The sequence below is a fragment of the Limnochorda sp. LNt genome, assembly GCF_035593265.1.
In the GTDB taxonomy this organism is placed as follows: Bacteria; Bacillota; Limnochordia; order Limnochordales; family Geochordaceae; genus Geochorda; species Geochorda subterranea.
The window spans coordinates 2769476-2782941 of sequence record NZ_CP141614.1 but is presented as its reverse complement, the minus strand read 5'-3'; the positions used below and the strand labels follow the sequence as shown (position 1 = coordinate 2782941).

13 protein-coding genes are annotated in these 13466 nt (G+C 72.5%); 8 read left to right on the top strand and 5 right to left on the bottom strand.

Annotation, left to right across the window (positions count from 1 at the left end):
* Nucleotides 1–14 precede the first annotated feature (14 nt).
* The 6 genes from VLY81_RS13365 (at nt 15) to VLY81_RS13340 (ending at nt 6318) form a co-directional block, all read left to right on the top strand.
* Nucleotides 15–989, top strand: coding sequence for an ABC transporter substrate-binding protein (locus VLY81_RS13365; protein WP_324668708.1), 975 nt, complete (start codon nt 15–17; stop codon nt 987–989).
* An 83-nt stretch (nt 990–1072) separates the two neighbouring features.
* Nucleotides 1073–2083, top strand: coding sequence for a FecCD family ABC transporter permease (locus tag VLY81_RS13360; RefSeq protein ID WP_405001386.1), 1011 nt, complete (start codon nt 1073–1075; stop codon nt 2081–2083).
* Nucleotides 2070–2891 carry an ABC transporter ATP-binding protein gene (locus VLY81_RS13355; RefSeq protein ID WP_324668706.1) on the top strand — a complete coding sequence of 274 codons (822 nt, stop codon included), beginning with the start codon at nt 2070–2072 and terminating at the stop codon, nt 2889–2891. Before VLY81_RS13360 ends, VLY81_RS13355 begins: the two co-directional genes overlap by 14 nt.
* Before the next feature lie 37 nt (nt 2892–2928).
* The gene (gene fba, locus VLY81_RS13350) at nt 2929–3906 is read left to right on the top strand and encodes a class II fructose-1,6-bisphosphate aldolase (RefSeq protein ID WP_324668705.1); all 978 of its coding nucleotides are present in this window, start codon (nt 2929–2931) and stop codon (nt 3904–3906) included.
* 9 nt (nt 3907–3915) lie between these two features.
* Nucleotides 3916–4947, top strand: a complete 1032-nt coding sequence (locus tag VLY81_RS13345; protein ID WP_324668704.1) for an LLM class F420-dependent oxidoreductase — start codon at nt 3916–3918, stop codon at nt 4945–4947.
* A gap of 15 nt (nt 4948–4962) precedes the next feature.
* Complete coding sequence (locus tag VLY81_RS13340; protein WP_324668703.1) at nt 4963–6318, top strand: GH1 family beta-glucosidase; 1356 nt, start codon at nt 4963–4965, stop codon at nt 6316–6318.
* Between the two features lie 105 nt (nt 6319–6423).
* Here VLY81_RS13340 and acs read toward each other — a convergent pair whose 3' ends face one another.
* The 4 genes from acs to VLY81_RS13320 form a co-directional block, all read right to left on the bottom strand.
* A complete protein-coding gene (gene acs / locus VLY81_RS13335) occupies nt 6424–8388 on the bottom strand; it encodes an acetate--CoA ligase (protein WP_324668702.1) in 1965 nt (654 codons plus the stop codon).
* A gap of 154 nt (nt 8389–8542) precedes the next feature.
* Nucleotides 8543–8986, bottom strand: coding sequence for a NifB/NifX family molybdenum-iron cluster-binding protein (locus VLY81_RS13330; RefSeq protein WP_324668701.1), 444 nt, complete (start codon nt 8984–8986; stop codon nt 8543–8545).
* A 70-nt stretch (nt 8987–9056) separates the two neighbouring features.
* The gene (locus VLY81_RS13325; protein WP_324668700.1) at nt 9057–9425 is read right to left on the bottom strand and encodes an AzlD domain-containing protein; all 369 of its coding nucleotides are present in this window, start codon (nt 9423–9425) and stop codon (nt 9057–9059) included.
* The gene (locus VLY81_RS13320; RefSeq protein ID WP_324668699.1) at nt 9422–10216 is read right to left on the bottom strand and encodes an AzlC family ABC transporter permease; all 795 of its coding nucleotides are present in this window, start codon (nt 10214–10216) and stop codon (nt 9422–9424) included. Before VLY81_RS13320 ends, VLY81_RS13325 begins: the two co-directional genes overlap by 4 nt.
* A 112-nt stretch (nt 10217–10328) precedes the next feature.
* Between VLY81_RS13320 and VLY81_RS13315 the strand changes: the two genes are divergently transcribed.
* Nucleotides 10329–12074, top strand: coding sequence for an amidase (locus VLY81_RS13315; protein ID WP_324668698.1), 1746 nt, complete (start codon nt 10329–10331; stop codon nt 12072–12074).
* Between the two features lie 105 nt (nt 12075–12179).
* Nucleotides 12180–12371: a hypothetical protein gene (locus tag VLY81_RS13310; RefSeq protein WP_324668697.1), complete on the top strand. Its 192-nt coding sequence runs from the start codon at nt 12180–12182 to the stop codon at nt 12369–12371.
* 19 nt (nt 12372–12390) lie between these two features.
* On the opposite strand, the gene VLY81_RS13305 is transcribed toward VLY81_RS13310, so the two are convergent.
* Nucleotides 12391–13416: a zinc-dependent alcohol dehydrogenase family protein gene (locus tag VLY81_RS13305; RefSeq protein WP_324668695.1), complete on the bottom strand. Its 1026-nt coding sequence runs from the start codon at nt 13414–13416 to the stop codon at nt 12391–12393.
* Nucleotides 13417–13466 lie beyond the last annotated feature (50 nt).

The following is a 13466-nucleotide window of genomic DNA, read 5'->3' as shown; positions in this document are numbered from 1 at the left end:
GGGGAGTGGTCAGCTTGGCCGCGTCGTATCGTCTCGCTCGTCTCTCGTACCCCAGGAGGGCACGGTCGCTCGCCATCGCCGGGCTGCTGCTGGCCCTGGCGCTGGTCCAGGCGCTGGCGCTCGCACCGGCCCCGCCCGTCGCCGCCGCCTCGTATCCGACGGAGCTGGTCGACGATGCCGGCAACCCCGTGAGGCTCGAGGCCTCCCCGCAGCGGATCGTCTCCCTGGTGCCCTCGCTGACCGAGGCGGTCTGCGCCCTGGATGCCTGCGACCGTCTCGTGGGCGTCGACGACTACTCCAACTACCCGCCGCAGGTGTCGTCGCTGCCGCGGCTCGGCGGTCTCTACGATCCCAACGTGGAGCGGATCGTGTCCCTGGACCCTGACCTGGTGCTGCTCAGCAAGTACGGACGCCTGCCCCAGGCCCTGCGCCAGGCGGGGCTGACCATCTTCATCCTGGAGTCGGAGACGCTGGAGGACGGCTTTCGCAACCTGAGGACCCTGGGCCGCCTGCTGGACCGCGAGGATCGGGCCATGCGCCTCGTGGAGTCCATCCGACAGGAGATGCAACGGGTGGCCGAGCTGGTGCGGGCCTCGGGCCGCTCGCCGTCGGTCTACTACGAAATCGACCCGACCCCCTATGCGGCAGGGCCTGACTCGTTCATCGGGGCGCTCATCGAGCTCGCCGGAGGCCGCAACGTGGTGCCGGCCCAACTCGGTCTCTTCCCGCGGATCAGCCCCGAGCTGGTCATCCAGGCCGATCCCGAGGTGATCGTCCTGGGCGACGCCCCCTACGGCGTGACGGCCCGGCAGCTGGCGGAGCGGCCTGGCTGGGCGGCGCTCCGCGCGCTGCGGGAGGGCCAGGTGATAGCGCTCGACGCCGCCCAGGTCGACCTCGTCAGCCGCCCGGGGCCCCGGGTGGCCGAGGCCGTCCGGCTGCTGGCCGCCCTCCTGCACCCGGCGCTCCGAGACGAGCTGGGCGCTCCGTGACGCCGCCCCTCGGGCCCCGCCCCTCCCCCGAGGGGCCCGACACGAGGGCGCCCGCGCCCCGACGGCCGCTTCCGTGGGCCGCCATGGTGGTGAGCCTGACGATGGTGTCGGCCGTCGCCTTGTGGTGGGGCAGCGTGCCGGTGGGCTGGCGGGACGTGCTGGACGCCATGCTGCGCGGCGTGACGGGCCGTCCCCTGCAGGGCGCGGCCGCCATCGTCTGGCAACTCCGACTGCCGAGGGTGCTGGTGGGGCTCGTGGCGGGCGCGGCGCTGGGCATCTCGGGGGCGGCGCTGCAGGGCATCTTCCGCAACCCCCTGGCCGACCCGTACCTGACGGGCGTGGCGTCGGGCGCGCTGTTCGGCGCGGCCGTCGCCATGGCGGCGGGGCAGGCGTTGCCGCAGGCCTTCACGGGGCTGGCGGAGGCGGGCGCGACGGGGTACCTGGTGCCAGCGGCCGCCTTCGCCGGGGGGCTGGGGGCCGTGCTGGCCGCGGTGGTGCTGGCGCGAACGGCGGGCGGCCGGCGCACCACCGACCTGGTGCTGGCGGGAGTGGTGGTCGGCTCGGTGCTGACGGCGGCCACGACCTACCTGATGATGCGAGACGCCGACCGGGTGCGGGCGGTCTTCAGCTGGAGCCTGGGCAACCTGGGCACGGTCGGTTGGCCACAGCTCCGCCTGGCCCTGCCGGGGGCAGCCCTCGGGTCGGCCTTGCTGCTGGTGGCGGGCCGTCCCCTCAACGCCATCCAGATGGGCGAGGACGTGGCGGCCTCCCTCGGTCTGCCGGTGGGTCCGCTCAAGACGGGGGTCATCGCCGCGGCCTCGCTGGCCACGGCGTCGGTGGTGGCCCAGGTGGGCATCATCGGCTTCGTCGGCCTGGTCGTGCCCCACATCCTGCGGCGTCTGCTGGGCGGCGACTACCGGGCGCTGCTGCCGGCGTCGGCCGTGGGGGGCGCGCTGTTGCTGGTGGCGGCGGATCTGGGGGCCCGGGTGGCGGTGCGCCCCGCCGAGCTGCCCGTCGGGGTGGTGACCACCCTGTTGGGAGGGCCCTTCTTCCTCTACTTGCTGAAGCGGGGCGACAGGCATGCTGAGCCTTGAGGGCATCGCCCATCGCTACGGGTGCGGGACGGAGGTGCTGCGAGACGTCACCCTGCGCCTGGAGCCCGGCCTGACGGCCCTCATCGGACCCAACGGCAGCGGCAAGAGCACGCTGCTGCGGATCGCCGCGGGCCTGCTGGCCCCCTGGCGAGGGGAGGTCCGCCTGGACGGCCGGCCCCTGGTCCGGGTCACCACATGGGAGCGGGCCCGTCGCGTCGCCTACGTGCCGCAACAGGTGCTCCTGCCCGAAGGCATGGAGGTGCTCCAGGTGGTACTGCTGGGCCGTCTGCCCCACATGGGCTGGCTGGGGCCGGAGAGCGTGCAGGATCGGGCGGCGGCCTGGCGGGCGATGGAGGCGACGGGCGTGAGCGGCCTGGCACACCGGCCGGTGGAGACCCTCTCCGGGGGCGAACGCCAGCGGGTGGCCCTGGCCCGGGCGCTGGCGACGGGAGCCCGCCACCTGCTGCTGGACGAGCCGACCTCGCACCTCGACCTGCACCACCAGTCGGCGCTGGTGGGCACGTTGCGAGCGCTGGTGGAGCGATCCCGGCTGGCCGTCTTGATGGTGGTGCACGACCCCAACCTGGCAGCTCTGGCCGATCGGGTGGTGATGCTGGCCGACGGAAGGGTCGTGGCCGACGGGCCGCCCCGCCGGGCCCTGGAGCCGGCGGCGCTGCGAGCCGCCTACGGCGATGGCTTCGTCATCCTGGAAGGGCCCGACGGGCGACGGGCCGTGGTCCCCTCGGCGGCCTCCCCTCGGCTCCCCGACCGCAGGAACCCCGCAGCCGGGACGGGAAGTCTCTCGTAGGGGCGGCATCTGCGGAGAGGGGAGTGCAGGTCAGCAAATGGGTCTCGTTACCTTGCGTCAATGCCTCCAGGAGGCCGAGAGGGCCGACTACGGCGTCGGCGCGTTCAACGTCAACAACATGGAGCAGGTGCAGGGGATCATGATGGCGGCCCGCCAGGCTCGCTCGCCGGTCATCCTGCAGGCGAGCCGGGGCGCGCTCAAGTATACCAACTTCGTCTACCTCAAGCACCTGCTGCAGGCGGCCCTGGAAGAAAACCCTGACATCCCGGTGGTCATCCACCTCGACCACGGCGACAGCCTGGAGACGGTCAAGACCGCCATCTCCCTGGGCTTCAGTTCCGTCATGATCGACGGATCCCACCTGGAGTTCGAGGATAACGTGGCGCTGACCCGGTCCGTGGTGGAGTACGCGCACGACCACGGCGTCTCGGTGGAGGCCGAGCTCGGCACCCTGGGGGGCATCGAGGAGGACGTCCAGGGCACGGTCAAGCTGACGGACCCCGCCCAGGCCGAGATCTTCGTGGAGCGCACGGGGTGCGACGCCCTGGCGGTGGCCATCGGCACCTCCCATGGTGCCTACAAGTTCAAGGCCGAGCCCAAGCTGGCCCTGGACCTGATCCCGGAGATCTACCGGCGGGTCCGGATCCCGCTGGTCATGCACGGTTCGTCATCGGTGCCGGTCGAGCTGGTGGAGGAGGTCAACCGCTTCGGCGGCTCCCTGGCTGGCAGCAAGGGCGTACCGGTGGAGAGCATCCAGCGCGCCATCCAGCTCGGAGTGCGCAAGATCAACGTCGACACCGACATCCGCCTGGCCGTCACCGCCACCATCCGGCGCTTCTTCGCCGAGCAGCCGGCCAAGTTCGACCCGCGCGAGTACCTGGGGCCCGCCCGCGAGGCCATCGCCCGGGTCGTGCGTTCCCGCATGGAGGCCTTCGGCAGCGCGGGGCACGCCGGCGACTACCAGCCCATCACCCTGGCCGAGATGAGGGAGCGGTACCGCTCGGGGCAGCCTTGAGAGCCGGAGGTGAAGCCGTTGCAGACGCTGGAGCAGACCCGACCCCAGGGGGCCGCGGTCGCCGGCTTCAAGGCGCCTCCGTTGCGGGTGGGCGCCATGATCCCGCAGGGATGGGTGATGGACCTCCCCGCGGACCTGCCAGCGGACCAGCAGTGGCGGGTCATGGTGCGCGTGGCACGCACCCTGGAGGCGGCGGGCTTCGACTCGGGGTGGCTGTACGACCACTTCCACACCGTCCCGACGCCCCAGACGTCGAGCGTCTTCGAGTGCTGGATCTCCACGGCCGCGTTGCTGTCGCAGACGGTCACGCTGCGCATCGGCCAGCTCGTGACGTGCAACTCCTACCGCAATCCGGCCCTCCTGGCCAAGATGGCCGCGACGGCCGACGTGCTGTCGGGAGGGCGCCTCGAGTTCGGCATCGGGGCGGGCTGGTACGAGCACGAGTACCGGGGGTACGGCTACCCCTTCCCACGGGCCGGCGAGCGCATCGCGATGCTGGAGGAGGCGCTCGAGGTCATCGGCCGCCTCTGGAGCGAGCCCAGCGTCACCTACGAGGGCCGCTACTACCAGCTGCGCGACGCGTACTGCGACCCCAAGCCGCTGCAGAGGCCGCGCCCGCCCGTGCTGGTGGGCGGCGGTGGGGAGCGGCGCACCCTGGCCGTGGTGGCGCGCCATGCCGACCGCGCCAACTTCGGCGGGTCTCTCGACAACTTCCGACACAAGGCTGACGTCCTCCTGGACCACTGCCGGAGGGTGGGCCGGGATCCGGCGCAGCTCGAGCTGACCTACAGCTGTCCGGTCCTCATCGGCCGCGACCGAGACGAGGTGGACCGGCAGGTGGCCCGCTACGTCGGCCCCGGTGCGGATCTCGACCGGCTTCGGCAGGAGTCGGCGGTGGGAGTGCCGGAGGAAGTGGCGGCCTACCTGAGGCGCTTCGTGGAGGCGGGCGCCTCCTACCTCATCCTCAACATCCGAGGTGCCGCCGAGCTGTGGCCGCTGGAGCTCTTCGCGGAGGAGGTCCTCCCGCTCCTGCGGTCTTGATCAGGGGGCGAGTGGATGACCGAAGGGCGCTTTCCGGAAGGGTTCTTGTGGGGTGTGGCCACGGCGGCCTACCAGATCGAGGGCGCCGTCGCAGAGGACGGCCGCGGCGAGTCCATCTGGGACCGCTTCAGCCACACGCCGGGCAAGGTCTACCAGGGTCACACCGGCGACGTGGCCTGCGATCACTACCACCGCTACCGGGCCGACGTGGAGGAGATGGCGAGGCTGGGTGTCGGGGCGTACCGCTTCTCCGTCGCCTGGCCCCGCATCTTCCCCCAGGGCCGTGGCCAGGCCAACCCCAAGGGCCTCGACTTCTACCGGCGGCTCATCGACGCGCTGCGCGAGCGAGGCATCGTGCCCGTCGTCACCCTGTATCACTGGGATCTGCCCCAGGCATTGCAGGAGCGGGGCGGCTGGGCCCACCGAGACACGGCCTACCGCTTCGCCGACTACGCGGCCTATCTCTTCGACCGCCTCGACGAGGCGGTGCCGTACTGGATCACCCAAAACGAGCCCTTCGTGGTCGCCATCCTGGGGCACGTGACCGGCGAGCACGCGCCCGGCCTGCAGGATCCGATGGCGGGCTTCAGGGCGGCCCACCACCTGCTGCTCTCCCACGCCCTGGCCCTGCAGGCCTACCGCGAGGGCGGACGGCGTCACGGCCGCATCGGCATCACGCTCAACCTCTCGCCGGTAGAACCAGCCGGCGACGACCCCGAGGATGAGGCCGCCGCCCGGCGTCTGGACGGGCTGCTCAACCGGTGGTTCCTCGATCCCCTCTTCCGGGGGGCCTACCCGTCCGACATGGTGGCGCACTTCGCCGGCCTCGGCCTGCCCCTGCCGGAGCCGCCCCAGGAGGAGATGCGGGCCATCGCAGCTCCCATCGACTTCCTCGGCGTCAACTACTACAGCCGCCAGCTGGTGCGCCACGAGCCCGGCGAGCCACTGATGGCGATGCGCCAGGTGGAGGGGCCGCTGCCCAAGACCGCCATGGGCTGGGAGGTCTATCCCGAGGGACTGCGCCGTCTCCTCGAGCGGCTGCGCCACGAGTACACCGGGGAGCTGCCCATCCTCATCACCGAAAACGGGGCGGCCTTCGACGACGCGGTGAGCCCTGACGGGGCCGTCCACGACCCGGCCCGGGTGGCCTACCTGCGGGACCACCTCCTGGCGGTCTCCCGGGCCATCGACGACGGGGTACCGGTGCGGGGCTACTTCCTGTGGTCGCTGATGGACAACTTCGAGTGGGCCCACGGATACAGCAAGCGCTTCGGCGTGCTCTACGTCGACTTCGACACGCAGGCCCGCATCTGGAAGGACAGCGCGCACTGGTACCGGCGGGTCATCGAGGCCAACGCCGTCGTGGACTGAGGGACGGATCGACGAGACGACGAGACCGGAGCCGCCCCGGCCAGCCACCGGGGCGGCTCCCGCATCGAGCCGTGGCGCGTCGCACGCCCGACCCGGCCTGGTCCGTCAGCCGGAGGCGGCCCGGTGGGGCGCCGCCGTCTCGAAGGCCTGGCGGAGATGCTCGGCCACCTCGGGGTTACGCAGGGTGGTCACGTCGCCCAGCGCCGAGCCGTGTACGATGTCCCTCAACAGGCGGCGCATGATCTTGCCGCTGCGCGTCTTGGGCAGGTCCGGGGTGAAGACGACCCGGTCCGGCCGGGCGATGGGGCTGATCACCTGCGCGACCTTCTCCTTGAGCTCCCGCTCCAGGGCCTCCGAGGGCTCCCAGCCGGACTTGAGGATGACGAAGGCGACCGGCACCTGCCCCTTGATGGAGTGGGTGGCGCCGATGACGGCGGCCTCGGCCACCGCGGGGTGCTCCACCAGGGCGCTCTCGATCTCCATGGTGGAGAGGCGATGGCCCGCCACGTTCATCACGTCGTCGACACGGCCCAGCACCCAGAAGTAGCCGTCCTCGTCCCACTTGGCCCCGTCGCCGGGGTAGTATGTCTGCCGGTTCCACCGAGACCAGTAGGTGTCGACGTAGCGCTGGTGGTCGCCCCAGATGGTCCGCAGCATCGCCGGCCACGGGCGCAGGATGGCCAGGTAGCCTCCTCCACCCGGCGGCACGGGCTGCCCCTGCTCGTCGAGGACCGCCGCCTTCACCCCGGGGAAGGGACGGGTCGCCGAGCCCGGCTTGGTGACGGTGATGCCCGGCAACGGCGTGATGAGGATCATGCCGGTCTCGGTCTGCCACCAGGTGTCGACGATGGGGCAGCGCTCGCCGCCGATGACCCGGTGGTACCAGACCCACGCCTCGGGGTTGATGGGCTCGCCCACGCTGCCGAGCAGACGCAGGCTCGACAGGTCGTGGCGACGGGGGTACGCCTCGCCCCACTGCATGAACTGCCGGATGGCGGTCGGCGCGGTGTAGAAGATGTTGACGGCGTAACGCTCCACCATGCTCCAGAGGCGATCCTTGTCGGGCCAGTCGGGTGAGCCCTCGTACATGACGGTGGTGGCCCCGTTGGAGAGCGGGCCGTAGACGATGTAGGAGTGGCCCGTGATCCAGCCGATGTCAGCCGAGCACCAGTACGTGTCCTCTTCCTTCAAGTCGAAGACCCACTTGGTCGTGGCATGGACGCCGACCAGGTAACCGCCGGTGGTGTGGACGATGCCCTTGGGCTTGCCAGTCGTGCCGCTGGTGTACATCATGAAGAGCATGTCCTCGCTGTCCATGGGCTCCGGGGGGCAGTGGGGATCGGCGGAGGCCATCAGCTCGTCCCACCACAGGTCCCGCCCCGGGGTCATGGGCACGTTGGCGCCCGTGCGGCGCACCACCACCACCTTGTCGATGCCGCCTGCCATCTGGACGGCCTCGTCGGCGCGCCGCTTCTGGGGGATGCGCTCGCCCCGGCGGTAGTACTCGTCGCACGTGACGAGCACCCGAGAGCCTGAGTCGGCGATGCGCTGGGCCAGGGCGGTCGGACTGAAGCCTCCGAAGACCACCGAGTGCACCGCCCCGATGCGGGCACACGCCAGCATGGCGATGGGCAGCTCGGGGATCATGGGCAGGTAGAGGGTGACGCGGTCGCCCTTGCGCACCCCCAGGGCCTTGAGCACGTTGGCGAAGCGGTTGACCTGGCGCGCCAGCTCCTGATAGGTGACCACCCGCGTCTCGCCGGGTTCGCCCTCCCAGATGATGGCCGCCTTGTTCTTGCGGGGCGTGGCGAGGTGGCGGTCGACGCAGTTGACCGATGCGTTGAGGCGACCGCCGACGAACCAGCGGGCATCGGGAGGGTGCCACTCGAGCACCCGATCCCACTTGCGAAACCACGCCAGCTCCTCGGCCCACCGAGCCCAGAATCCCTCGAAGTCCTCGTCGGCCTGCCGGTACACGTCGGGGTCGTCGACGTTGGCGCGTGCCGCGAACTCGGCCGGGGGAGGATAGCGGCGCTGCTCCTGCAGCAGTGCGTCAATGGGCCTGCTCATGGCGGTCCGGCTCGCCTCCCTGTGCCCGTGCCCACGATCGGACACCGGAATCAACCGATGCGACCACGGTCGGGTGCTTCTCCTATGATAGGGCGGAGGCGGGCGTTGTTGCAAATACGCACCAATACGACTGGCCCGGGCCCGGAGAGCGCCTTCAGGCGCCCCCGGACCCGCCCGCGTCGTCGTGGCGATGCTCGTGGGGATGGGCATGGTCGTGATGGCCGTGGTGCTCGCCCATGGAGACGAAGAGCATCCCCGTGGGCAGCGAGGGCCTGCGCTGGCTCAGATAGCCGGCGGGGTCGGCCAGCACCTGGGGCAGTCGCGTCCCCGCCGCCACCGGGATGAACTCCAGCCCGTGGCGTCTGGCCAGCTCGTGCGAGTGCTCGCAGAAAGCACCGGGCACCGCGAGCACCGCCTTGACCCCGCTGTCGATGAACAGGCGGGTCACCGCCGCCCGGCGGCCCTGCCGGACGCTGAGCGCCGGGTTGGGCAGATAGGTGACCTCCCCCGTCTCCGTCTCCACGATGGCCGCCGTCGGTCCGTCCGGCAGCGGGACGATGGTCTCCCGATCCTGGCCCAGCACCGCTCCGATGCGCAACGCAAACCCTCCCGTCGATCCATCGTACTCCTTGCGTGGCGCGGCCTCTCCCCGGTGGGGGCCGAGGCCGTCAGATGGCCCACGTCACCAGCCCGAAGACGACGACGCCGGAGAGCACCGTGAGCCCGAGGTTGCCCCACCGGGCCTGGGCCCATGCCGAAGCGACGAGCGCCACCCACGAGGCCACGTGCTGCTGCCAGCCTCCGGGGGCCGGGTGCGGGGGCAGCAGGGTGCCGACCAGGAGGGAGGCCACGATGGCGGGAGCCACCAGGCGAAACCAGACCAGCGCCCCACCCGCCTCCTCTCGGCCACGCGAAGAGACGGGCAGCTGGGCCGCCGTGCCGGAACGCCTCGCCATGAGCAGCGGCACCGCCCGCATGAGGTACGTCCCGACGCCCACCACCACGAAGAGCCACAACAGCTCACCGCGTACGCTCACGCCTGCTGGGTGCGCCCCCTCCGGATCCTCGCTCGGGCCGACGAGATCCCCCGTGGGCCGGCCCGCCGGCGCAACCAGGCCCAGCCGGCCACCGGGCCGGCGAGCCCGGCCGTCAGTACCGCCCAGCGGTCCCATCCGACGCACCAGGCCCCAACGGCCACTGCAGCGCCCACGGCGGCGCTGGCCCGAAGAGCCCCGGTCTCTCCCTCCGAGGCTCCCCGGGGCCCCGAGGCCAGCAGCGTCATCAAGAGCGCGACGAACAGAGCGGGCAGCGCGAAGCTCATGGCGGCGGAGACGCCGGGAAGGCGTACGGCCACCGCCTCGCCCCCGACGGCCCCGACCCACGTCCCCGTCACCCACGCGCCGTAGGCCGTCGCCTCCAGCCCCAAGAGCCACCAACCCGAGACGGACCGGCCGGGCAGCAGGGTGGAGGCCACCGCGAAGACCTCGTCGGTCAGCCCGAAGGCGAGGCCGACGGTGGCTGCCCGCCCCAGCCTCGGGAGCAGCGGGGCCAGGGCCGGCCCGTACAGGACGTGGCGCACGTTGAGGGCCAGGGCCGCGGCCGCCGCGGCGGGGGCCGGGACACCGGTGCCGATCATGCCCGCCAGGGCGAACTGGCTCGCCCCGGCGTAGACCACCAGCGACATCAGGAGGGTCTCGGCCACTCCCAGACCGGCCTGACGACCCGTCACCCCGAAGGCGACGGCGGCGGGGACGTAGCCCACCGCGATGGGCAGGGCGGCCTTGACCCCCGCCAGCCACGGACGACGGGACATGGACTCCGTCTCCATGCCGCGTCCATTTCGCGGTGCAGCCCCCGCTCTCCTGCCCGTCCGCAGGGACACCGCGCGAGGGAGGGCTTGCCGTCGCCCCGAACCTTCCAGCCGGACGGGGGTCGACGCGATGTCGCGAGAGGTGTTGCGGGAGCTGGTGTCGGCGCTGAGCCGGCTTCGTCGAGAGCCGGTGGATTTCGGGCGGGTCGATCAGTGGGCGGGGCGCCTCGAGCAGCACCTGGCCGAGCTCGAGTTGCTGTCGGCGATCCCGGTCTCCGACCGGACAGAGCCAGCCTTCGCTCCCTCCCTGATGCCCGCGGCGGGGCCAGCGGCTCGGACAGCCGGCCGGCCTGTACCGATGGCGCACCCTGCAGAGGGGCCGGACGTCGATCTCGGTCCGCCACCCCGGGTCGCCACCTCGGTGCTGGCGGTCCTGCGCGAGCTGGCCAGCGGCCGCACCACGGTCGAGGAGGTGGTCCAGCAGGCCCTGCAGGTGGCCTACGGCCTCGGGCCGGGGCACGCGTTCATCGAGGTGCTCGAGGAGCGAGCACGCCGTGAGGCGGCGCGCCCGGCGCCAGGAGAGCCCGCGCTGTTGTGGGGCGTCCCTGTCGCCGTCAAGGACCTCCTGGCCCTGGAGGGGCACGTCATGACGGGGGGCTCGCGCGTGTTGCCCCCGGAGCCTGCGGCCCGCGACGCCGAGGCCGTGCGTCGGCTCGTGGCCGAGGGGGCCATCGTGATGGGCACCACCAACCTCCACGAGCTCGCCTACGGCATCACCTCCGAAAACCCCCACTTCGGCCCGGTCGACAACCCTCGCCGCCCGGGCCACGTGGCGGGCGGCTCGAGCGGAGGTTCCGCCGCGGCCGTGGCCGCCGGAGCCGTACCGGCCGCCCTCGGCACCGACACGGGAGGGTCGGTCCGGATCCCCGCGGCAGCCTGCGGAGTCGCAGGCCTCAAGCCTACGTACGGCCGCATCTCCAGGGAGGGGGTCTTCCCGCTGTCGTGGAGCCTGGACCACGTAGGCCCCCTGGCCGGCACGGCGGGCGACGTTGCCCTGCTCTTCGCGGCCATGGCCGACGTGCTCTCCACCGAGGAGCGTGACTTCGCCCGCGCGCTGGCCACGGCGTCGCGAGGGGCCGCTCCACCCGGGGCGTCGCTCTCGGGCCCGTTGCGCGCGGCGGCGGAGCTGGCGGTGGACCGGCTGCCGGATGGCACGGGGGCGTCCGCCTCCCAGCGAGAGCGCTGGCAGCGGCAGGCCCTGGACGGCCTGCGCATCGGGGTGCCACCCGATGAGTGGATGGGGCCCCTCCAGGCCCCGGTGCGCCGGGCCCTGGCCGTGGTCTGCCAGCGCCTCGCCGCCGTCGGCGCTGCTCCGGTCGTGGTGGAGCTACCGGCCCCCGGCGCCTTCCGGGTGGCCCAATTCATCATCCTCCACGCGGAGGCGACGTCGGTGCACCGCGAGCGGCTGCGCGCCCAGTGGGACCGGTTCGGCGAGGACGTCAGGCTGCGGCTCAAGATCGGGGAGTTCCTCACGGCCGTCGACTACCTGCAGGGGCAGCGAATGCGACGGTGGCTCTGCGACTCGATGGCCGACGTGTGGACCACGGTGGATCTGCTGCTCGTGCCCGCCTTGCCGGTGCTCCCGCCGCCGCTCGGCACCCGCGTCGTGACGGTGGACGGCGAGGTGGAGCCGATCCATCGAGCCATGACTCGCTTCACCGGGCCCTTCAACCTGACGGGCCTGCCGGCCATGGCCCTGCCGGTGGCGACGAGCCCCGAGGGGCTGCCCATCGCGGTGCAGCTGGTGACGCGGTGGGGGCAGGAGCTGGACCTGCTGCGGGCGGCCATCGCCCTCGAGAGCCTGCTGGCGTCGTGACGGTCCTCACGAGGCGATGACGCAGGCACCGGCCGCGGCTCGGCCCCATACGATCGATCGCGGAGGCGTAGCGGGTTGGGCCGTTATCCGAGCGATCCCCTCCGGATGCGAGTCCTGGGGTTCGAGCGACGGGTCCGCACCCGTCACCTGGGCCCGGGTACCCTGCGGGTGGGCAAGCGGCGCTTCTGGGTCGAGGACGTGGAGGTGGTGGTCCGCTACTCGCTGCCCGTCATCTGGGAGCCCGGCCCGGCCGGCACGCCGCCGTCGCAGCGGCCCCGCTCCGAAGGCGGCCGGTGACCCCCGTCTCTCCCGAGCCTCACGCATGCCGATCCATGGTCAGCACCAGGGCGGCCTCGGTCTCTCCTGCCTGGAGCCGCAGGAGTGCCTCGTTGGCCTGTGTGAAGGGCACGGCCTCGGCGTGGACCCTCAACGGGAGGCGGGCCGCCAGCGCCATGAACTCACGCCCGTCGGCCCGGGTCGTGTTGGCCACGCTGGCCAGCCGGCGCTCGTGGTACAGGAGGGCGTAGTCCAGGGGAGGAAGACCTCCCTCGAGGTGCACGGCGTTGATGGCCAGCGTCCCGCCCCGGCGCAACACCTGCAGGGCGGCCGGCACCACGCCGCCCGCGGGGGCGAAGGAGATGGCCGCGTCCGCCGCGAAAGGCGGCGTCTCGCCCGGCGCTCCCGTCCAGACGGCGCCCAGGCGCCGCGCCAGCTGCCGGTGGTGGGGCCCCCGGGAGAAGACGATCACCTCGCACCCCCAGGCCACCGCCACCTGCAGCACCAGGTGCGCGGATGCGCCGAAGCCGATCAGCGCCAGCCGCTGGCCCGGCTGGACGCCGGCCACCTTGAGCGAGCGGTACCCGATGACGCCAGCGCACAACAGCGGCGCCGCCTCCACGTCCGAGTACCGGGCAGGGATGGGCAGCAGGGCGTCGGCGGGCGCCACCATCCACTCCGAGTAGCCGCCATCGGCGTGGTAGCCCGTGAAGCGGGGCCGCTCGCAGAGGTTCTCCCGGCCCCCCAGGCAGTAGGCGCACCGGCCGCACGCCCGATGGAGCCACGCCACCCCGACCCGGCTGCCCGTCTGGATGCCGTCCGGCAGGCTCTCCTGCGCCCCGCTGCCGAGGGCCTCCACCGTGGCCACGACCTGGTGCCCGGGCACCACGGGGAGGCGGGGTGGCGGCAGCTCCCCCGCGACGATGTGGAGGTCGGTGCGGCAGATGCCGCACGCAAGGACTCGCAACCGCACCTCGCCGGGACCGGGCTCGGGCCGCCGGCGCTCCTCCAGGGTGAGCGGACGGTCCGCCACGTGGCCGGGGCGGTGCAGGGTCCAGGCACGCATGGGTCTCGCTCCCTTCGGACCGGGGGTGGGGACGGGCGGGCCCGCGGCAG